This window comes from Kribbella sp. NPDC051936 (genome assembly GCF_040680955.1).
In the GTDB taxonomy this organism is placed as follows: Bacteria; Actinomycetota; Actinomycetes; order Propionibacteriales; family Kribbellaceae; genus Kribbella.
Window position 1 is genome coordinate 58,998 of the sequence record NZ_JBFAXS010000018.1, and the last position, 19,516, is coordinate 78,513.

General features: G+C 71.3%; 18 protein-coding genes. 7 read left to right on the forward strand and 11 right to left on the reverse strand.

Going from position 1 to position 19,516, the window contains the following annotated elements:
- Positions 1–121: 121 nt before the first annotated feature.
- From AB0L64_RS40585 to AB0L64_RS40605, 5 genes are read left to right on the forward strand one after another with little or no spacing between them, the layout of a single operon-like run.
- On the forward strand, positions 122–682 hold the full coding sequence (locus AB0L64_RS40585) for a hypothetical protein (RefSeq protein WP_359928853.1): 561 nt from the start codon (positions 122–124) through the stop codon (positions 680–682).
- A 5-nt stretch (positions 683–687) separates the two neighbouring features.
- Positions 688–1,566: a universal stress protein gene (locus tag AB0L64_RS40590; RefSeq protein WP_363718339.1), complete on the forward strand. Its 879-nt coding sequence runs from the start codon at positions 688–690 to the stop codon at positions 1,564–1,566.
- 10 nt (positions 1,567–1,576) lie between these two features.
- Positions 1,577–2,497: a universal stress protein gene (locus tag AB0L64_RS40595; protein ID WP_363718341.1), complete on the forward strand. Its 921-nt coding sequence runs from the start codon at positions 1,577–1,579 to the stop codon at positions 2,495–2,497.
- 14 nt (positions 2,498–2,511) lie between these two features.
- A complete protein-coding gene (locus tag AB0L64_RS40600) occupies positions 2,512–3,063 on the forward strand; it encodes a hypothetical protein (RefSeq protein ID WP_363718343.1) in 552 nt (183 codons plus the stop codon).
- Positions 3,064–3,075: 12 nt separating this feature from the next.
- A complete protein-coding gene (locus tag AB0L64_RS40605; protein ID WP_363718345.1) occupies positions 3,076–3,315 on the forward strand; it encodes an SHOCT domain-containing protein in 240 nt (79 codons plus the stop codon).
- A gap of 263 nt (positions 3,316–3,578) precedes the next feature.
- On the opposite strand, the gene AB0L64_RS40610 is transcribed toward AB0L64_RS40605, so the two are convergent.
- The gene (locus AB0L64_RS40610) at positions 3,579–4,220 is read right to left on the reverse strand and encodes a pyridoxamine 5'-phosphate oxidase family protein (protein ID WP_363718348.1); all 642 of its coding nucleotides are present in this window, start codon (positions 4,218–4,220) and stop codon (positions 3,579–3,581) included.
- 228 nt (positions 4,221–4,448) lie between these two features.
- Between AB0L64_RS40610 and AB0L64_RS40615 the strand changes: the two genes are divergently transcribed.
- On the forward strand, positions 4,449–5,102 hold the full coding sequence (locus AB0L64_RS40615; RefSeq protein WP_363718371.1) for a response regulator transcription factor: 654 nt from the start codon (positions 4,449–4,451) through the stop codon (positions 5,100–5,102).
- Between the two features lie 14 nt (positions 5,103–5,116).
- Here AB0L64_RS40615 and AB0L64_RS40620 read toward each other — a convergent pair whose 3' ends face one another.
- The 8 genes from AB0L64_RS40620 to AB0L64_RS40655 form a co-directional block, all read right to left on the reverse strand.
- Complete coding sequence (locus tag AB0L64_RS40620; protein WP_363718350.1) at positions 5,117–5,491, reverse strand: VOC family protein; 375 nt, start codon at positions 5,489–5,491, stop codon at positions 5,117–5,119.
- 123 nt (positions 5,492–5,614) lie between these two features.
- Complete coding sequence (locus AB0L64_RS40625; RefSeq protein WP_363718352.1) at positions 5,615–6,193, reverse strand: flavodoxin domain-containing protein; 579 nt, start codon at positions 6,191–6,193, stop codon at positions 5,615–5,617.
- Positions 6,194–6,262: 69 nt separating this feature from the next.
- Positions 6,263–7,084 carry a universal stress protein gene (locus AB0L64_RS40630; protein ID WP_363718354.1) on the reverse strand — a complete coding sequence of 274 codons (822 nt, stop codon included), beginning with the start codon at positions 7,082–7,084 and terminating at the stop codon, positions 6,263–6,265.
- Positions 7,081–9,429, reverse strand: a complete 2,349-nt coding sequence (locus AB0L64_RS40635) for a phosphoketolase family protein (RefSeq protein ID WP_363718373.1) — start codon at positions 9,427–9,429, stop codon at positions 7,081–7,083. The genes AB0L64_RS40630 and AB0L64_RS40635 overlap by 4 nt, the downstream gene beginning before the upstream one ends.
- Positions 9,333–11,108 (reverse strand): thiol reductant ABC exporter subunit CydC, encoded by a 1,776-nt coding sequence (gene cydC, locus AB0L64_RS40640; RefSeq protein WP_363718356.1) that lies wholly within the window; start codon positions 11,106–11,108, stop codon positions 9,333–9,335. Before cydC ends, AB0L64_RS40635 begins: the two co-directional genes overlap by 97 nt.
- Complete coding sequence (gene cydD, locus AB0L64_RS40645) at positions 11,105–12,733, reverse strand: thiol reductant ABC exporter subunit CydD (RefSeq protein WP_363718359.1); 1,629 nt, start codon at positions 12,731–12,733, stop codon at positions 11,105–11,107. Before cydD ends, cydC begins: the two co-directional genes overlap by 4 nt.
- Positions 12,733–13,740, reverse strand: coding sequence for a cytochrome d ubiquinol oxidase subunit II (gene cydB, locus AB0L64_RS40650; RefSeq protein WP_363718361.1), 1,008 nt, complete (start codon positions 13,738–13,740; stop codon positions 12,733–12,735). The genes cydD and cydB overlap by 1 nt, the downstream gene beginning before the upstream one ends.
- Before the next feature lie 10 nt (positions 13,741–13,750).
- On the reverse strand, positions 13,751–15,151 hold the full coding sequence (locus AB0L64_RS40655) for a cytochrome ubiquinol oxidase subunit I (protein ID WP_363718363.1): 1,401 nt from the start codon (positions 15,149–15,151) through the stop codon (positions 13,751–13,753).
- A gap of 128 nt (positions 15,152–15,279) precedes the next feature.
- Between AB0L64_RS40655 and AB0L64_RS40660 the strand changes: the two genes are divergently transcribed.
- On the forward strand, positions 15,280–17,967 hold the full coding sequence (locus tag AB0L64_RS40660) for a GNAT family N-acetyltransferase (protein ID WP_363718365.1): 2,688 nt from the start codon (positions 15,280–15,282) through the stop codon (positions 17,965–17,967).
- Positions 17,968–18,006: 39 nt separating this feature from the next.
- Here AB0L64_RS40660 and AB0L64_RS40665 read toward each other — a convergent pair whose 3' ends face one another.
- Positions 18,007–18,360: a hypothetical protein gene (locus AB0L64_RS40665; protein WP_363718367.1), complete on the reverse strand. Its 354-nt coding sequence runs from the start codon at positions 18,358–18,360 to the stop codon at positions 18,007–18,009.
- On the reverse strand, positions 18,357–19,331 hold the full coding sequence (locus AB0L64_RS40670) for a hypothetical protein (RefSeq protein WP_363718369.1): 975 nt from the start codon (positions 19,329–19,331) through the stop codon (positions 18,357–18,359). Before AB0L64_RS40670 ends, AB0L64_RS40665 begins: the two co-directional genes overlap by 4 nt.
- Positions 19,332–19,516 lie beyond the last annotated feature (185 nt).

The window sequence follows — 19,516 nt, forward strand, 5'->3', positions numbered from 1 at the left end:
GCGGCATACGTCCCGGGACCCACGGGCCGTTCGGCACCGGCGGCTGGGGTGTCACGACTCTGAACGTCGAGCTCGCGATCGCCCACGATCGAGATGAAGGATCGATGGAAAGGACGAGACCATGAGCACCACGACGCAACGGCGTCACATCCCCGCTCCGAGCATGGAGCCCGACGGTGATCGGTACCCGATCATCACCACGGCGGCCGGCCGGACCTTCGCGGTCCTGCGGATCGCGTTCGGCCTGACCTTCCTGTGGGCGTTCTTCGACAAGCTGTTCGGCTTCGGCTACGCGACTCCGTCCGGCAAGGGCTGGATCGACGGCGGCGACCCGACCGCGGGCTTCCTGGGCAAGGGCACCTCCGGTCCGCTGGCCGACTTCTACCAGTCGCTGGTCGGTGACTGGTGGGTCACTCCGCTGTTCATGGTCGGCCTGGCCGGTATCGGCTTCGCCCTGACCCTCGGCATCGGCATGCGGATCGCCGCCGTCAGCGGCGCGCTGCTGTACCTGCTGATGTGGTCGGCGAACCTGCCGCCGGAGAACAACCCGGCCCTGGACGAGCACATCCTCGGCGCGATCACCCTGGTCGCCCTCGCCCTGGTCGCCGCCGGCAGCTGGTGGGGTCTGGGCAGGTGGTGGAGCAGCCTGAACTTCGTTCGCAAGTACCCGTGGCTGCAGTGAGCGCGATGACCGCGCGGCCGGTCGTCCAGGTCGGGGTCGACGGCTCCTGGCGTGACACCGGTGCACTGGAGTGGGCCCTGCAGGAGTCGTTGCTCCGGCAGGAGCCCCTCCAGGCCGTGCACGTGATCGACGACCGGTTGCGGCACGCCCGTGGCTGGGAGCCGGACGCGGTGGACGACGCATCGACGGAACTCGTCGGCCAGGTCCAGACCTACCTGGACGACACCCCGGGGGCGCTCGACCACGAGGCCGGCCTGCTGGTCGGCCCGCCGGCCCGCACACTGGTCGACGCGGCCGCCGGAAGCCGGATGCTGGTCGTCGGCCGGCGCGGGCTGGGGACGTTCAAGCGGTTGCTGATCGGCTCCACCTCGGAGGCGGTCGTGACCCACGCGGCTCACCTGATGCTGCCGGTGGTGATCGTGCCGCCGGGCTGGAAGCCCACCGACCACGCGGGACCGGTGGTCGTCGCCGTCGACGACGCGGACGACAACACCCCGGTGATCGAGTTCGCGATCGAGGCCGCCGCCGAACGGAACCTGCCGGTTCGTCTGCTGCACGTGTGGGACCTGCCGGCCGTCTACAGCTGGGACGCGATGAATTCCTCCGGAGCCGGTGCCGAATGGGCGGAGAACGCGCGGCGGCACCTCGAGAACCTTGCCGCGGAGTGGCAGAACAAGTACCCGGACACGACCGTCCAGATCGAGGCCCGGCGCGGCCATCCGGTCGACGGCGTCGTCACCGGCGCCGAGGATGCCGACGCCCAGCTGCTCGTCGTCGGCAGCCGGCACCGCACGCGGCTGATGTCCGTCCTGCTCGGTTCGGTGACCCGCGGCGCCCTGCATCACGCGACGTGCCCCCTGGCCGTCGTACCCGTTCAAGTATGAGGTGAGACAGATGAATGCCTGGAACCGGACCGGGCCCGTTGTGGTCGAGGTCGACGGGACCGCGGAGAACCTCCGGGTGGTGGACTACGCCACGGCGGAGGCGTTGCGGTTCGGCGCCGAGCTGGTGCTCGTGGCGCCGTACTCCGCGCACGGCTCGGCCACGCCGATGACGGCGTACGCGCCGAAGCCGCCGGCCGAGATGGCCGACGCGGCGTTGCGGACGGCGGTCGCCCACCTGCGGCACCGCAACGGGTACGGGCTGGAGCTGGCCGCCGTCGCCGGCGAGGGATCGCGCTCGCGGGTGCTCGCCCATGCGGCGCGGCACGCGCGGATGCTGGTGGTCGGACGATCCCGCAGCCGCGGTCCGCAGCGACTGGTGCACACCCAGGCGAACCTCACGCTGACGGCGCGGGCCGGTTGCCCGGTGGTCGTCGTACCGCTGTCCTGGAAGCCGTCGCTGCTCGACCGGAAGGTTGCCGTCGGCATCGACGGTACGGCGCTGTCCGCCGAGGCGCTGGAGTTCGCGTTCGGCGAGGCGGCGGCCCGGGAGGGCGACCTGATCGTGGTGCACGCCGGGCTGCCGGCCGAGCGCCCGTTCGTCGACGAGGATCCGGAATGCTCGTGGATCAGCCGGGCCGAGTACGTGTTGTCGGAGCGGCTAGCGCCGTGGACCAGCCGGTTCCCGACCGTGAAGGTGACCCGGTTCCTGAGCAGCCGGCCGCCGGCCGCGGCGCTGGTGCACGAGAGCACCGAGGTCGGCCTGGTGGTCGTCGGCGCGCACAGCGGCCCGTTGCCGATCGACCCGGTCGCGCGCCGGTCGACGGCCGCGATGACCTGCCCGGTCGCGATCGTCCCGCATCACCTGACCGAGGCGGAGCTGGAACACCCGGTCGTGGCCCGGCGGGTCGGCGCCGTCGTTCCAGCGACCTGACAGGAGGAGGAGTCATGTCCGAGCGTGGTCGTGCGCTGATCGTGTACGAGACGATGTTCGGCAACACCGAGCGGATCGCGCGGGCGATCCGCGACGGGCTGCGGCGCTACGTCGCGGCCGACACCGTGCCGGTGAACCGGGCGCCCGAGGTCGTCCCCGGCGACGTCCGGCTGCTGGTCGTCGGCGGGCCGACGCATGCGTTCTCGATGAGCCGGCTGTCGACGCGCCAGGGCGCGGTGCAGCAGGCCGATGTGGTGATGCCGATCGAGGTCGGTATCCGCGAATGGCTCGGCGCGCTCGAGCGCGCGGACGGGAGCCGCCCGGACAGACTGCGGGTGACGACCTTCGACACCCGGATCGCCAAGGTGCGGCACCTGCCGGGCTCCGCGGCACGGTCGGCGGCGAAGCTGCTGCGCCGGATGGGCTACCGGATGCTCGGCACGTCCGAGAGCTTCTTCGTGAGCGACACCACCGGGCCGATCCGCGAGGTCGAGATCGAGCGTGCCCGGCGCTGGGGCGAGGAACTTGGGCGGCTGCTCACCGGTTCGGCGCGGGCCGCGGGATAGGAGGGACCGACGATGATGCACTCGACCGCGGACGCGGCCTTCTGGTCGGTCCTGGTGCTCGTCCTGTGGATCCTCGTGGTGGGTGTGGCGGCGGTGGCGGCGGTCCGGATGATCCGGCAACCGCCGCGCCGGCCGCCGGCTCTCCCGTCGCCGCTGGACATCCTCGAACGCCGGTACGCCGCCGGCGAGATCACCCGCGAGGACTTCGACGAAGCCCGCGCCCGTCTCCGCGAGCACGAGCTGGACGTGTGAACCCCACCGCAACCCCGCCCAGTCGGGCCGTCCTCGGCCCGACTGGGCGGCTCTTTGCTGATGGTGGAACAAGAAATGGTGGGTGGGGACAGGCTATTGCTTGTCTCCACCCACCGCCGCCTGTTGCCGGTCACCGCTACCTGTTCCCGGGTACCGCTGCCTGTCTTCGGTCACCGTTGCATGTCTTGCCCCTGAGCTGGAGGGTTCTGGAGGGTTGGGGCAGCGTCTCGCGTAGATGGCTGGTTGGGAGGCGCGTGGGTGATTCACCAGGAGCGGATGCGGCGGCCGCTGATCCGGCGCGGGTCGATGACCATGTAGGTCTCGCGGGCGCCGCCGGCCCAGGGGTCGACGTGGCCGCGGGCGGCGTCGGTCTCGGCGTCGGTGGCCGGGCGGACATGGCCGTTGACCAGGACGCTCCAGCCGTCCCGCATGCCCTCGTCGAACAGGTCGAGCTCGAAGGCGATCGGCTCCAGGTCGAACTGTGCGACGGCGCTGTCGGCCGCGGTGCGGAAGATGATCAGCTCGTTGCGGTAGCAGTAGTTCACCGGGATCACGACGACCTCGTCGATCCCGGTGTACGCGATCCGCCCGACCGAGCCGGACCGGATCAGGACGATGCACTCCTCCTGCCGCATCGGCTCGAGGACAGGGGCGATCGGCGGCTGGTGCGAGGTCGCCGGGTGCCGCGGTCCGGTCAGCTCCTCGACCGTGCAGTCGAGGGCGTGGGCCAGCCGGAGCAGCTCGGCTCCGGTCAGCGCGAACGGCCGGGTCTCGATCTGGTCGATGCGGTCGGTGGTGAGGGCGGCGCGTTCGGCGACCTCCGCGGTGCTCAGACCGAGCGCCTGCCTGCGGTGCCGGATCCGGGTGCCGAGGCTGCTCGGCCCGCCTGCGGTCTGTGTGTCCATCGGTCTGCCTTTCCGGTCGAACTGTCGGTTCCGCCCAACAGGTCCAGCCAATCAGCCGGACGTCCGTGCGGGCAGGGTCCGAGGTCACTCCCGGACGGGCCGGACGGCACGCGCCGAAGGTCCCGGGACGGTCGGGACCGAGGTCCCTGGCAGTACGGTGGAGCCAGCGGCATGCTGAAGCGAGCGCCCGGCTGGGGCGGGATACGGCGTGAAGCCAAGGAGACGATGATGACCATCAAGGTGTTCCTTCTCGACGACCACGAGGTGGTGCGGCTCGGCCTGCACCAGCTGCTCGACGCGGAGCCGGATATCGAGGTCGTCGGCGACGCGGCTACGGCCGCGGAGGCGATCGCCCGCATCCCCGCCGTCCGGCCCGATGTCGCGGTCCTGGACGTGCGGCTGCCCGACGGCGACGGCATCAGCGTCTGCCGCGAGGTGCGCTCGCAGATGGACGATCCGCCCGCCTGCCTGATGCTGACCTCGTTCTCCGACGACGAGGCGCTGTTCACGGCGATCATGGCCGGCGCGGCCGGGTACCTGCTCAAGCAGATCAACGGCCAGGCGCTCATCGACGCCGTCCGCCGGCTGGCGGCCGGCGAGTCGCTGCTCGACCCGTCGATGACGGTGAAGGTGCTCGAGCGGCTGCGGCACCCGGCCGAGGCCGAGGACCCGCGGTACGCGTCGCTGACCGAGCAGGAGCGCCGCATCCTCGCCGAGATCGCCGAGGGCAAGACCAATCGCCAGATCGCCCAGTCGCTGTACCTGGCCGAGAAGACCGTGAAGAACTACGTGTCCTCACTGCTGCGCAAACTCGACCTGGAACGCCGCACCGAAGCGGCCGTGTTCGCGGTCGAGCACGCAAAGCGGCAGAACCGCGGTTAGGTCCTGGCCACGACTCAACCGGGACCTTCCGGGGTGAAGGTGGCGAGTTCCACCTGGTAGCCGTCGGGGTCCTCCAGGGTGAGCGCCTGCGCGGGCGCGGTGGCGGTCGTGCGTGGATGGACCGAGCCGTGGGCGGCCTGCAACTGCTCGGCGCGCTCGTACAGGGCGTCGATCGAGGCGTCCGCGATCAGGCAGACGCCGATCGATCCCCGCGGTGCCGGCGTACCCGCGCGGAGCCGGATCGCCTGCCCGCCGACGACGAACGACACCTCGCCCTCATGGTCCAGCGTCGCGTGTACGCCGGTCAGCGCCGACCACCACCGCCGGCTCGCATCGACGTCGGACACGTTCAGGACGACATGGTCCAGACACGTGGCGTGAAGCTTCATGACCTGACTCCTTCCCCCACTGCTGACTCTCCTCCGCCGCACCCTCACACGTCCAGCGCCGGCCCCGCCCCGCGCAGAGCCGCACGGCTGCGGCTTCGAATGGTCCGACCGCTTCGGCTCCGGTCAGTCGAGGAAGTGCCCGGCCGGGGGACTGGCGGCGTGATTCGGGGACTGACTGGTTGCGGGGCGGTGCCAGGTGCTGCGTTCGGTGGCTTCGATAGAGGCGCTGATGTCGCTCGCCCAGGCACGGATCTTGGCCCAGTCGCGGGAGTCGCCGGCGAGGTTGCCGGTGGCGAGGCGGCGGGCCAGGAATCCCTTGGCGGTGTCCGGTTCGAGACGGCCGGCGAACGTCATGGCGGGCGTCGCGCCGATCTCGTGCGCGAGGCGGCGGACAGCCGGCGGCATGTCCTGCTCCTGATCCTTGTCGGGTCCGACCGGGCCGCTGTGGAACAGCCACACCTGACGCTCGCGGAGCGCGTCGACGTTGTGGCGCAGGAACCGTACGGCGTCCTTGCGCCACCGGCGGATGTAGATGGCGCTGCCCAGCACCACCACGTCGTACCGGGCGAGGTCCTGCACGCGGTTGACGTCGAGCACGTCGACGTCGTGCCCGTGCGCCCGCAGTTCGGCGCCGATCGCCTCGGCGATGCCGGCGGTCGCGCCTGACTTGCTGGCGTACGCGACGAGTACGTTCTTGGACATCAGGATCTCCTTCGGTCACTCCAAGGACACCAGCCGGCGCCGGCTGCGTGGCAGTGCCGAACGACCCGGCTACGCGGGACCTTCGATCGCCGCGTGCGGAATGACCGCGACCGGGCAGGGCGCCTGGTGCAGCATGGTCTGGCTCACCGAGCCGAGCACGAGGCCGCGGAAGCCGCCGCGGCCGCGGGATCCGACCACCAGCAGTTCGGCGTCGGCGGACCATTCGAGCAGCAGTTCCGACGGATGGCCGGTCACCTCGACGAGTTCGGTGTCGGCGGCGAGGGCGTGCTGCCGGACCCCGGCGAGCAGCTCGTGGTCGTCGTCCTCGTCGGCTTCGAGGACCGCGACGATGCGGGCGGGCAGCCCGCGCCGCCGCGCGTAGTCGAGGCCGAAGTCGACCGCGACGTCGGCGGCCCGCGAGCCGTCGTACGCGATGACGACGCGGCTGCCGGCCAGCGCGTCGTCGGTGGGCCGGACGACGACCACCGGGCAGTGTGCGCGCGCCGCCAGTTCGGTACCGGCCGAGCTGACGATCAGCCTGAGCAGCCGTCCGGTGACCCGGCTGCCGATCACGATGAGATCGGCGTGCCGCGACTCCGCCAGCAGTACGGCGGCCGGGAAGCCGTCGACGCGCTCTCCGACGACCTCCAGGCCGGGCTCGAACTTCCGCGCCAGCTCGACCGCGTCCGCGACGATCTGGTCGGACTGCGCCCGCAGTCCCGGCGCCATGTCGCTCGCGCCGAGCGGGACGCCCCGGAACTCCGCCCAGACGAACGCGTGCACCAGGTGCAGGGCCGCTCCGCGGGCGGCGGCTTCGGCGGCCGCCCAGCGGATCGCGTTGTCGGAGTCGGGCCGGCCGTCGATGCCGGCGACAACCTTCTTGGTGCTCATGGCGTCCTCCAGTGCCAGTTGCGGATCTCGGGCAGGTCCTCGCCGTGCTCGAGGATGTAGGCGTGGTGCCGGGCCCGCTGGTCGATCAGCCACTGGCGGACGTCGGCGGCGCGCTGCCCGAGACCGGGCACCCGGTCGATCACGTCGAGCGCCAGGTGGAACCGGTCGAGGTCGTTGCGCACCACCATGTCGAAGGGCGTCGTCGTGGTGCCTTCCTCCTTGTAGCCGCGCACATGCAGGTTCTCGTGGTTCGACCGCCGGTAGGTGAGCCGATGGATCAGCCAGGGGTAGCCGTGGTAGGCGAAGATGATCGGCTTGTCCGTGGTGAACAGCGCGTCGAAGTCGGCGTCGGCCAGGCCGTGCGGGTGTTCGCTCGCGGGCTGCAGCCGCATCAGGTCGACCACGTTGACGACGCGGATCTTCAGCGCCGGCAGGTGTTCGCGCAGCAGGCCGACGGCGGCGAGCGTCTCCATCGTCGGCACGTCGCCGGCGCAGGCCATCACCACGTCGGGGGTGCCGTCGTCGTTGCTTGCGAACTCCCAGACTCCGAGACCACGGGCGCAGTGCAGCGCGGCGGCCTCGGGCCCGAGCCAGTCGGCCTGCGGCTGCTTCCCGGCGACGACGACGTTGATGTAGTCCTTGCTGCGCAGGCAGTGGTCGGCCGTCGCGAGCAGTGTGTTGGTGTCCGGCGGCAGGTAGACCCGGATGACTTCGGCCTTCTTGTTGACGACGTGGTCGATGAAGCCGGGGTCCTGGTGCGAGAAGCCGTTGTGGTCCTGCCGCCACACGTGCGAGGTGAGCAGATAGTTGAGTGAGGCAAGCGGCCGGCGCCAGGGGAGTGCACGGGTGACCCTGAGCCACTTCGCGTGCTGGTTGGCCATCGAGTCGACGAGATGCACGAACGCCTCGTAGCAGGAGAACCAGCCGTGCCGTCCGGTCAGCAGGTACCCCTCCAGCCAGCCTTGGCAGGTGTGCTCGCTCAGGATCTCCATCACGCGGCCGTCGACGGCGAGATGCTCGTCGGTCGGCAGCACCTCGGCGTTCCAGGCCTTGCCGGTGACGTCGTAGAGCGCGTCCAGCCGGTTCGACGCGGTCTCGTCGGGCCCGAAGACCCGGAAGTTGCGGTGCGGCAGGTTGGCGCGCATCACGTCCCGCAGGTAGTCGCCGAGCACCCGGGTCGGCTCGTGGTCGGTCTGACCAGGCGTCTCGACCGGTACGGCGTACCGCGCAACGTCGGGCAGATCGAGGTCGCGCCGGAGCAGGCCGCCGTTGCTGTGCGGGCTCGACCCCATCCGCCGGGCGGCCTGCGGTACCTGCCGAAGCAGCCGCTCGACCGGTCTGCCGTCCGCGTCGAACAGCTCCTCCGGCCGGTAACTGCGCAGCCAGTCATCCAGCATGCGCAGGTGCTCCGGCGACGTCCGAACGCCGGACAGCGGCACCTGGTGCGACCGCCACGTCCCTTCCACCGGTACGCCGTCGACCTCGCGCGGACCCGTCCAGCCCTTCGGCGTCCGCAGCACGATCATCGGCCAGGGACGGCGGGCCACGTCGTCGTGCGTCCGCGCCTCGGCCTGGATCGCGGCGATGTCGTCGAGCGCCTGGTCGAGGGTGAGCGCGAGGGACTGGTGGACGTGTTCGGGTTCCGCGCCGTCGACCAGGTACGGCCGGTAGCCGTACCCCTCCAGCAGCCGGGTGAGCTCGTCGTCGCCGATCCGCGCCAGCACCGCCGGGTTGGCGATCTTGTACCCGTTGAGATGCAGGATCGGCAGGACGGCGCCGTCGGTCCGCGGGTCGAGGAACTTGTTCGAGTGCCACGACGCTGCCAGCGGGCCGGTCTCGGCCTCACCGTCGCCGATCACGCACGCGACGACGAGGTCCGGGTTGTCGAGTACGGCGCCGTACGCGTGGCTGAGCGAGTATCCGAGCTCGCCGCCTTCGTGGATCGAGCCGGGCAGCTCCGGCGCCACGTGGCTCGGGATGCCGCCGGGGAACGAGAACTGGCGGAACAGGCGAGCCATGCCGGCTGCGTCGCGGGACACGTCCGGGTAGGTGTCGCTGTAGCTGCCTTCGAGCCAGGTGTTCGCCGCGATCGCCGGCCCGCCGTGGCCGGGCCCGATGACGTACATCATGGTCAGGTCGCGGCGGCGGATCACCCGGTTGAGGTGGGTGTAGAGCATGTTGAGGCCGGGCGTCGTCCCCCAGTGGCCGAGCAGCCGCGGCTTGATGTGCTCGGCCTGGAGCGGCTCGGTCAGGAGCGGGTTGCCGAGTAGGTAGATCTGGCCGGCGGCGAGGTAGTTGGCCGCGCGCCAGTAGGCGTCCAGGTCGGCGACTTCCTCGGCGGACAGGGGCTTTCCAGTGAGTTCGTGCACGAGTTCTCCTCCGCGAGGTCGACGATCTGGTCGACGGCCTCGAGATCGCGGTACCGGTGGGTGATGAGGAGCGTGGTCCGCCCCTCGGTGGCGTGGGTGATGTCCTGGATCAGGGCGTCGGCGGTCGGGCCGTCGAGGTGGGCGGTGGGTTCGTCGAGGACGAGCACGGCGGGATCGGCGAGCAGCGCGCGGGCGAGCACCAGGCGCTGGCGTTCGCCGCCGGAGATGCGGGTGCCGCGTTCCCCGACGGTGGTGGACAGCCCCTCGGGCCGGCGTCGGATCCAGGGGCCGAGGCGGACCCGGTCGAGCACGTCGAGGAGTTGCTCGTCGGTGGCGCCGGGATCGCCGATCAGCAGGTTCGCGCGGACGGTGGCGTCGAAGACGTGGTCGTCCTGACCGCACAGCACGACCTGCCGGCGGTACGACGCCTCGTCGAGCGCGGCGAGCTCCGTCCCGCCGAAGGTGACCTGGCCGGACTCGGGCGTCAGGAAGCCCATCAGCGTCGCGGCGAGCGTGCTCTTCCCGGAACCGCTGGGCCCGATCAGCCCGATCCGCCGTCCGGGCCGCAGGTCGAGGTCGAACGCGGTGAGCGCCGGAGCGTGGGCGCCGGGCCAGCGGACGGTGACCTGCCGGGCCGACAGCGTGCCGGCGACAGTGTCAGCCACGGTGTCGGCCTTCTCGGTGCCCCAGGCAACGGATGGGGCCGGGAGATCGCTCAGTGCCCGCAACCGGTCCGCCGCCTGCCGGCCGCGCACCAGACAGCGCGCCGCCGCGGGCAGCGGGGTAACGAGCTCGAACGCCGCCAGCGGTGTGAGGACCAAGACGGCGAGCAGGACGCCTGCGAGTCGTCCGTCGCGTACGGCGGGCACGCCGACGAGGATCTCGGCCGTGATGGTGCAGGCGAGTGCCGCGTTGGCGACGGCCGCACCGGCTCCGGCCGACGACGCCGAGCGCCGCAGGATGCCCGTCAGGCGGGCGTCCTGCTGCCGGATCCGCTGCAGTCGTTCGTCGGTCGCGCCGTACGCCGTCAGGTCGGCGAGGCCGGTCAGCAACTCGTGGACGCTGGTGGTGAGTGTGGCTCTGACCGGCGCGTAACGGCGCTCGGCCCGGGCGGACAGCAGGAGCGAGGCCGCCGGGCCTCCGACTCCGGCCGCGACGAGCCCGAGCAGGAGAACCGCACCCGCCGCCGGGAGGAGCGCGGTGAGCAACGCGACGGTGGCGAAACCGGTGATCAGGCTGATCGCGATCGGGAGCAGTGCCCGGACGAGCAGGTCCTGGATCGCGTCGATGTCCCGCGTCACCCGCGTCAGCAGGTCGCCGGCGCGGGACCCGCCGAGGCCCGCGGGCGCGGCGCGGTCGAGATCGATCCAGGCCTGGACACGGGTCCGGCCGAGGACCCTGAAGGCGGCGTCGTGCCCGACCAGCCGTTCGGCGTACCGCAGCACGCCGCGCCCGATGCCGAAGGCGCGGACGGCGACGATCGCGACGGTCAGGTACAGCACCGGCGGATGCTGGGCGGCGCGCGAGATCAGCCAAGCCGACGTCGCCATCAGCCCGATCGAACAGGCCATCGCGAGCACGCCGAGCAGCGCGGCGGCGCTCAGCCGCCGGAGCTCGGGGCGTGCGACGGTCGCCAGCCACCGCAGCGTCGTCATGCCGCCACCGCCGTACGGTCGAGCTGGACGACGTGGTCGCACAGCTCCAGCAGTGCGGGCCGGTGCGTGACGAGAACGACGGTGCGACCCGCGAACGCCGTCGGGAGCGATTCGAGGAGCGCCTGCTCGGTGGCAGGGTCGACGCTCTCGGTCGGTTCGTCGAGCAGCAGCAGGGGAGCGTCGCGGAGGATCGCCCGGGCGAGCGCGATCCGCCGGCGCTGCCCGGCGGAGACACCGGAGCCCCGCTCGCCGAGCACGAGGTCCAGCGGTACGTCGACCCGCGCCGCGTGCGCCGCCCGTCGTACGGCGGCCTCGTCCGAGGAGGCGCCAAGCTCGATGTTGTCGGCAACCGTTCCGGCGAACAGGGTCGGGTCCTGGCTCAGCCAGGCGACGTTCTGCCGCCAGCGCTCGAGGTCGGCGCCGGCGAGATCGATGCTCCCGGCAAGAACTTGGCCGCGGTCCGGCCGGACTGTCCCGAGGAGCAGGCCGAGGAGCGTGGACTTCCCGCCGCCACTGGGCCCGACGATGCCGGTGACCCGGCCGGGCGCGATGACGAGCGACACGTCGTCGAGCGCCCCCGGACCGGCAGCTTGCTCGCGACCCTGAACCGTGACACCTCGGAGGGTGATCGCGGCCGCGGGATCGGCCGGCTCGTGGCCTGGCTCCGGGGTCGCCTGCTCGATCACCGTGATCAGCTGGTCGGCTGCGGCGAGTCCTTCGGCGCCGGCGTGGTAGTGCGTGCCGAGCAGCCGCAGCGGCAGGTAGGCCTCCGGTGCGAGGATGAGGACGAGCAGTGCCGTCTCGAGGTCGAGGCGGCCGTCCACGAGCCGGAGCCCGACCGAAACCGCGACCAGCGCGACGGACAGCGTCGCGACCAGTTCGAGCACCAGGGAGGACAGGAACGCGATCCGCAGGGTGGCGAGCGTCGTCCGTCGTTGCCGGTCGGCGAGCCGCCGGATCGTCTCGACCTGGGCGCGGGACCGGCCGAAGACCTTCAACGTGCCGATCCCGGCGAGGACGTCGAGGAAATGATGCGCGAGTGTCTGGATGGTCTCCCATTGCCGGGCTGTCGCGGCCTTGGTGGTGAGGCCGACCAGGACCATGAAGACCGGGATCAGCGGCAGCGTCACCACGACGATGACGGCACTCAGCCAGTCCGCCGCCAGCATGCGGGCCGCGACCACCAGCGGGACGATGCCGACGAGCACGAGTTGCGGCAGGTACCGGGCGAAGTAGTCGTCCAGGGCGTCGATGCCGCGGGTCGCCAGCGTGGTGAGCTCACCGCTGCGCTCGCCGGTCAGCCATCGCGGGCCCAGGGCAACGATTTGGTCGAGGAACCGCATCCGCAGCTCGGACTTGACCGCGGCGGAGCACCGCTGCGCGACCACCTCCGCGACCCACGCGAGCGCCGCCCGGCCCAGCAAGGTGGCGGCCAGCACCGCCAGCGGACCGCGGAGCCCATCGATGTCGAGTCCGCCGAGGAAGGCGTCGGCGATGATTCCTGCGAGCAGAGAGGCCTGGAGCAGGATGAGTACGGCCTGCGCGGTGCCGATCACGACCGACAGCAGCATCAAGGCCCTGGTGCTGCGGGTGTGCCGGAGCAGTCGCCGATCGACGGCCGGCATCAGGCCACCTTCACGCGGGGGATGTCGTCGCGGGTCAGCCGCCGACGGAAGACCCAGTACGTGTAGCCCTGGTAGAGCAGCACGATCGGTGTGAACACCACCGCCACCCAGGTCATGATCTTCAGCGTGTACGGCGTGGACGCGGCGTTGGTCGTGGTGAGGCTGTACGCCGCGTCCGTCGTGGAGGGCAGCACGTCCGGGTAAAGCGTGACGAACAGCGTCGCCGCGGCGAGAACGATGGTGGCCGCCGTACCGAGGAAGCCGAGACCGTCGCGCCCTGCCCGCGACGCGAGGATGCCGCCAAGCAGGCAGACCGCCGCCAGCAGCGCCAGCGCCCAGGTGATCCACGAGCCGTCGTACGACTGGGTCCAGATCAGGAAGAGCGCGGCCAGCGGTACGGTCGCGCCGCCCAGCGGCAGCACCAACGCGCGGGCGCGGTCGCGGACCGGCCCGTGTGTCTTGAGCGCGAGGAAGATCGCGCCGTGCAGGGCGAACAGGACCAGCGTGGTCAGCCCGCCGAGCAGTGCGTACGGGTTGAGCAGGGTGAAGAACGTACCGGTGAAGTCGTGGTTCGCGTTCAGCGGTACCCCGCGCACGATGTTGGCCAGGGCCACGCCCCAGAGCAGGGCCGGTACGGCGCTGCCGATCACGATCGCGACGTCCCAGCGCCGGTGCCAGGCCTCGTCGTGGAGCTTGTTGCGGTACTCCAGGGCGATACCGCGCACGATGAGCGCGACCAGGATGACGAGCAGGGCGAGGTAGAAGCCGGAGAACAGGCTCGCGTACCAGAACGGGAAGGCTGCGAAGGTGGCGCCGCCGGCGACCAGCAGCCAGACCTCGTTGCCGTCCCAGACCGGGCCGATGGTCCGGAGCGTGACCTGGCGGTCGACGGGGTCCTTGGCGACCGCGGGCAGCAGCATGCCGACGCCGAAGTCGAAGCCCTCGAGCACGAGGTAGCCGGTCCACAGGACTGCGATCAGCAGGAACCAGATGTCGGTGAGTTCCACGGTCGACTCCTCAGTACAGGAAGGCGGTGTCGGGCTCGGGTGCGTCGGCGCGCGGTGTCTCCGGCACCGCCCGGGCGAACCGGAGCAGCAGCAGGACCTCGATCACCGCGAGAACGGCGTAGAGCAGCGTGAAGGTGATCATCGAGGTCAGCACCGATCCGGCGCCGACGGTCGGCGAGACGCCGTCGCGGGTCTGCATCAGGCCGAACACGATCCACGGCTGCCGGCCCATCTCGGTGAAAATCCAGCCGAAGCTGTTCGCGACCAGCGGCAGCAGCGGTAACGCGATCGCGGCCCGGACGAGCCAGCGCGACGGCTTGCGGCCGTCCTTGCGGATGTACCAGAGCGCGATCACCGCGACCAGCGCGGACAGCAGCCCGAACAGGATCATCAACCGGAACGTCCAGTAGGTGACCGGGATGTTGGGCTTGTAGCTGCCGGGGCCGAAGCGTTGCTCGTACGCGGCCTGGAGGTTGTTGATGCCCTCGACCTTGCCGCTCCAGGTGCCGGTCGCGAGGAACGACAGCCCGTGCGGCACGGTCACCGACCACACCTCACGCTGGCCGTCCAGCGACCCGATCGTGAGCAGCGAGAAGCCGGCCGGCCGCGACGTCTCGTACAGCGCCTCGGCGGCGGCCATCTTCATCGGCTGCGTCTCGGTCATGATCTTGCCCTGGATGTCGCCGGTCACGAAGACCGCGGCGGCGGCGACGAGCACCGTGATCGCGCCGAGCTTCACGCACGGGCGGAACAGTTCCCGGCGTTCCTGGCCGCCGTGCTTGTCACTGCGCAGCAGATGCCACAGCGCGATGCCGAGCATGAAGGCGCCGCCGGTCAGGAAGCAGGCGGCGACGGTGTGCGGGAAGGTGACCAGCGCGACCTTGTTGGTCAGCACCGCGCCGAAGTCCTGCAGCTCGGCCCGGCCGCTCGCGCGGTCGTAGGTGTAGCCGACCGGCCACTGCATCCACGAGTTGGCGGCCAGGATGAAGTACGCCGACAGTTGCGTGCCGATGGCAACGAGCCAGATCGACGCCAGGTGTACCTTCTTCGGCAGCCGGTCCCAGCCGAAGATCCAGAGGCCGAGGAACGTCGACTCGAGGAAGAAGGCGAGCAGCCCCTCGATCGCCAGCGGGGCGCCGAAGATGTCGCCGACGAACTTCGAGTAGGCGCTCCAGTTCATGCCGAACTGGAACTCCTGCACGATGCCGGTGACGACGCCCATCGCGAAGTTGACCAGGAACAGCTTCCCCCAGAACTGGGTGAGCTGCCGGTATTTGACCTTCCCGGTCCGGTACCAGGCCGTGTGCAGACCGGCCACGAGCGCCGACAGGCCGATGGTGATCGGCACGAACAGGAAGTGGTAGACGGTGGTGATCCCGAACTGCCATCGGGCAAGGTCGATCGCATCCATGGCCCTCAGCGTCCCGGCAACCGGCGGTGCTGCCGTAGAGGCAAAGGTCCCGGCGGCCCAGGACCCAACGGCACTGGATCCGGTCCCGGGTCCCGCGGTGAGCTGGTGGAGTGTCGAAGGGAGCCGCGATGACGGCGGTGGAGCACCCGGGCGCGGGGTGGGACGTGCTGGCGTCGGACGGGTCGGTGGTGCGGATCCGGCCGGTGCGCGAGGACGACGAGCCGGCGCTGAAGGCGATGAACAGCCGCGTGTCGGACTTGTCGATCTACCTGCGGTTCTTCGGTATCAGCCGGCTGATGGCCGACGAGTACACCCATCACCTCGCCGCCGAGCAGGACGGCCACGTCGCACTGGTCGCGGAGTACGGCCAGGACGTCGTCGGGATCGCGAGCTACGAGATCCTCCGGGCGGGCGAGGCCGAGATGGCCTTCCTGCTGCAGGATTCCGTGCACGGCAAGGGGATCGGGACGCTGTTGCTCGAGCAGCTCGTCGCGACCGCCCGGGAGAACGGCATCCAGCGGCTGCGCGCCGACACGCTGGGGGAGAACGCGAAGATGCTGCGGGTGCTCGCCGACTCGGGGTTCGAGCAGGTCCGCAGGCTCGACAGCGGCGTGGTGGAGCTCGTGCTCGACACGGCGTACCACCCGGCGACCCTGGAGCGGATGGCCGATCGCGAGCGGGCGGCCGAGAACCGCTCGCTGCAGCGCCTGTTCTCGCCCCGGACGGTCGCGGTCATCGGCGCCGGCCGGTCGCCCGGCGGTATCGGGCACGAGGTACTGCGCAACATCGTCGCCGGCGGCTTCACCGGGACGGCGTACGCCGTGAACCCGCGGGCGACGCGGATCGCCGACGTGGAGGCGTACCCGACGATCGCGGCGGTGCCCCGGACGGTCGATCTCGCGGTGATCGCGGTCCCGGCCGAGCAGGTGACCGACGTACTGGCGCAGTGCGGCGCGGCGGGTGTCGGGGGCGCGGTCGTGCTGACCGCCGGGTTCTCAGAGCTCGGCACGGCAGGTCGCGTGCTGCAGCGCGAGATGCTCGCGGTCGCCCGCCGGCACAGCATCCGGCTGATCGGGCCGAACTGCCTGGGGCTGGTCAACACCGCGGCGGAGATCAGGCTGAACGCCACGTTCGCCGAGGTCGCGCCCCGGCCCGGTGCGCTGGCGATCGCGGCGCAGTCGGGCGCGGTCGGCATCGCCGTGCTCGAGCACGCCGGCCGGACCGGGCTCGGCATCTCGGAGTTCGTCTCGCTCGGCAACAAGGTCGATGTCAGCGGCAACGACGTCCTGCTGCACTGGTGGGGCGAGCCGCGGACAGCGGTGATCGGGCTGTACCTGGAGTCTTTCGGAAACCCGCGCAAGTTCGGCGGCCTGGCCCGGATGATCGGGCGGACCAAGCCGATCCTGGTCGTGAAAGGCGGGCGGTCGGCGGGTGGCCGGCGTGCCGGTGCCTCGCACACGGCCGCGGCGGCGACGCCGGAGACGGCCGTGGACGCGTTGTTCGCGCAGTCCGGCGTCCTGCGGATGGACACCATCGAGGAGTTGGTGGAGACGGCCCGCGTGCTGGCGGTGCCGCCGCTGCCGCGGGGCCGCCGCGTCGCCGTGGTCGGCAACGCGGGCGGCGCCGGGATCCTGGCGGCCGATGCCGCCGGCCGGCTCGGACTCGAATTGCCCGAGCTGAGCGAAAGCGTGCAAAGACAGCTGGGGGAGGCCGGCGCCGTGGCGAGCGGGAACCCCGTCGACCTCGGCGCGGCCGCGTCGCCCCACAGCCTGGCCCAGGCGCTGCGGGTGATCATCGACAGCGGTGAGGCCGACAGCGTCGTGGTGAACTACGCCGTGACCAGGGCCGGCCGGGTCGAGGACATCTACGACACCATCGCCGCCGTCGCCGCGCCGGCCGACGTGCCGGTCGTCGTGAACTGCGTCGGCTCACCGCACGCCACGCCGGAGATCGCGCTGCCCGACGGGCGGCGACTGCCCGTGTTCCCGTTCCCGGAGAGCGCGGTCCGCGCCCTGGCCCATGCCGTTCGGTACGCCGAGTGGCGCGCCCGGCCGCAGGGCGTCGTACCGGAGCTCGGGCGCGTGGACGTGGCCGGCGCTCAGGGTGTGGTGCGCCGGTTCTTCGAGCAGTCACCGGGCGGCGGATGGCTGGATCCGCGCCAGGCGAACCAGCTGTTGCGTCGTGCCGGACTCTCCGTGATTCCGGTGCTGACCGCTTCCTCCCGCCCGGAAGCGATCGCGGCCGCGGAGCAGGCCGGGTACCCGGTCGCCCTGAAGACGGCCGCGGCGGGGGTCGTGCACAAGACCGACATCGGCGGCGTGCGGATCAACCTGGCGGACGCGGCGCAGTTGGCCGCCGCGTACGACGAGGTGACGGCTGCCGCGGGAGATCCGCACGTGGTGGTTCAGACGATGGCGCCGGGCGGCACGGAACTCGTCATCGGGGCGGTGCGCGACCAGCTGTTCGGGCCGCTGGTGATGGCAGGCAGCGGCGGGACGCTCACTGATCTGCTGGCTGATCGCCAGTGGCGTGGTCTGCCGCTGACCGACCTGGACGCGGCCGACATGGTGCGCTCGCTGCGGTGCGCGCCGCTGCTGGCCGGTTACCGCGGCGCGGACGCCGCCGACCAGGCCGCGGTCGTCGATGTCATCCACCGGATCGCCTGGCTCGCCGAGCAAATCCCGCAGCTGGCCGAGCTCGACATCAACCCGCTCGTCGCCGGTCCGGCCGGTGCGTTCGCGGTCGACGTACGGATGCGTCTGACGCCGGCCGTTCCCGAGCCCGACTGGCACGCCCGCCGGATGCGCGGCGACTGATCGGGCAGGGCCGAGAAAGGCCGGGAAAGGCCGGGAAGGTCAGGACGGTTGCCGTGCCGGCATCTGCTCGAACCGCAGGGCGACGTTGGCCAGCGCGCGGAGGGCGGCGACCGTCTCCGCGATCCGGCGGTGCGAGTCGGTGGGGTGCACGGTGCGGAACAGGTCGTTGCGGAAGTCTTCGAGGGCGTCGAGCAGATGCTCGATCTCGTCGACGACGACCGCGTCCGCCCCGCCGGCGAGGATCGGCAGGATGTGGCCGCGGAAGGCGACCAGCGTGTGCTGGGCCTCGGCCAGCCGGCGTTCCTCCAGGAACCAGTTGTCGGTCTGGCTGGATTCCGCGATGTTGCTGAGCTCGGCCTCCCACCGGTCGATCTCCTGACGCAGGGTGGTCATGACTGCTCCTTCGGGAGGAAGTCGGCGACCGGGCGGCGGTCGGTCCCGGTGTGGGAGCGGCTGTGGCCGAAGCGGATGATCATGTGGGCATGACCCGGGGCGCCGGTGAGGCGCTGCACCTTGCGGCGCAGGTCGTCGTACTCGAGCGGCTGGTTCAGGAACGACGCGCTGACCCCGTCGCGGGTTGCGGCGAGCAGCACCCGCTCGAGCGCGGTCCCGGCCGCCACCTGGTCGCTGGGGGCGTCGAATTCGGTGGACAGGACGGCGAGATCCGGATGCTTCTCGAACTGCCGCTCGGCGCGGCTCCGGTCGGTCGGCCGCGTCCCGAGGTCGCGGACGGCGGACGGGTAGCCGGCGGCGCGAGGTCCGAGCGCCGTGCTGGGCACTCCGTCGCCGGTGCGCCGGCCGCCGACCCAGTGCGCGCGTTCGGCGCGGCGCTGCCAGTCGTGGATCTCGCGCAGGTCGGCGTCGAGCACCAGGTCGAGTACGGCGCGGACGTCGTCCTCGCCCAGCCAGGTCAGCTCGGCGCCCTCGGCGTACGCCGCCCGCAGCAGCCGCACGCGGACGTCCTCGGTGAGCGGGATCGCGTCCGAGGGGTTCCGGTCGGTGTGCCGGTACGGGATCTGGACGGCGAGGTCGCGGAGCTCCTCGTCCCGGGCGGCGGTCGGTTCGAGCACGATCCGGGCAAGCAGGTCGGGTTCTTCCCGCGGGTACGGCGCCAGCCCGAACCAGGTGCCGTACCCGAGGCCTTCGGCCGCGCAGCGCAGGTTGAAGGTGGCGGCGCCGGCGGCGATCCGCATCGCCCGGCCGGTCGGGTCCTCGGCGGGAAGTGTGCGGGAGCCGTCCAGGTACACGTCGATCACGTGGCCCTCGACCTCGAACCGCCATGGCTGGGTGTTGTGCATGCTCGGTGCGGCCACGGCCGCCGCGAGCAGGGCGTCGACGTCTTTCGCCGGCAGCTGATCGGACACCGGAGGCTCCTCCCACTGGTTCTCCTCCTTCAGGTTCGCCGGTGGGAGGCGAGTGGCGCTGCGGGCAAGAGTCCCGACCTGGCAGGCCGTTAGCCTCGAGATTTCACGTCGTGGAGGTTGAGGACGGCGCGTAACGCACGGAAGTGCCTGTCTGGTGAGGGATTCTTGGCTTGTCGAAGGTCAAG

Coding starts and splice junctions, on each gene's coding strand:
- AB0L64_RS40630 (WP_363718354.1), bottom strand. CDS start 7,084: ATGAGCACCAAGAAGGTTGTCGCCGGCATCGACGGCCGGCCCGACTCC.
- AB0L64_RS40600 (WP_363718343.1), top strand. CDS start 2,512: ATGTCCGAGCGTGGTCGTGCGCTGATCGTGTACGAGACGATGTTCGGC.
- cydC (WP_363718356.1), bottom strand. CDS start 11,108: ATGACGACGCTGCGGTGGCTGGCGACCGTCGCACGCCCCGAGCTCCGG.
- AB0L64_RS40610 (WP_363718348.1), bottom strand. CDS start 4,220: ATGGACACACAGACCGCAGGCGGGCCGAGCAGCCTCGGCACCCGGATC.
- AB0L64_RS40605 (WP_363718345.1), top strand. CDS start 3,076: ATGATGCACTCGACCGCGGACGCGGCCTTCTGGTCGGTCCTGGTGCTC.
- AB0L64_RS40615 (WP_363718371.1), top strand. CDS start 4,449: ATGACCATCAAGGTGTTCCTTCTCGACGACCACGAGGTGGTGCGGCTC.
- AB0L64_RS40595 (WP_363718341.1), top strand. CDS start 1,577: ATGAATGCCTGGAACCGGACCGGGCCCGTTGTGGTCGAGGTCGACGGG.
- AB0L64_RS40620 (WP_363718350.1), bottom strand. CDS start 5,491: ATGAAGCTTCACGCCACGTGTCTGGACCATGTCGTCCTGAACGTGTCC.
- AB0L64_RS40585 (WP_359928853.1), top strand. CDS start 122: ATGAGCACCACGACGCAACGGCGTCACATCCCCGCTCCGAGCATGGAG.
- AB0L64_RS40590 (WP_363718339.1), top strand. CDS start 688: ATGACCGCGCGGCCGGTCGTCCAGGTCGGGGTCGACGGCTCCTGGCGT.
- AB0L64_RS40625 (WP_363718352.1), bottom strand. CDS start 6,193: ATGTCCAAGAACGTACTCGTCGCGTACGCCAGCAAGTCAGGCGCGACC.
- AB0L64_RS40660 (WP_363718365.1), top strand. CDS start 15,280: ATGACGGCGGTGGAGCACCCGGGCGCGGGGTGGGACGTGCTGGCGTCG.
- AB0L64_RS40655 (WP_363718363.1), bottom strand. CDS start 15,151: ATGGATGCGATCGACCTTGCCCGATGGCAGTTCGGGATCACCACCGTC.
- AB0L64_RS40665 (WP_363718367.1), bottom strand. CDS start 18,360: ATGACCACCCTGCGTCAGGAGATCGACCGGTGGGAGGCCGAGCTCAGC.
- cydD (WP_363718359.1), bottom strand. CDS start 12,733: ATGCCGGCCGTCGATCGGCGACTGCTCCGGCACACCCGCAGCACCAGG.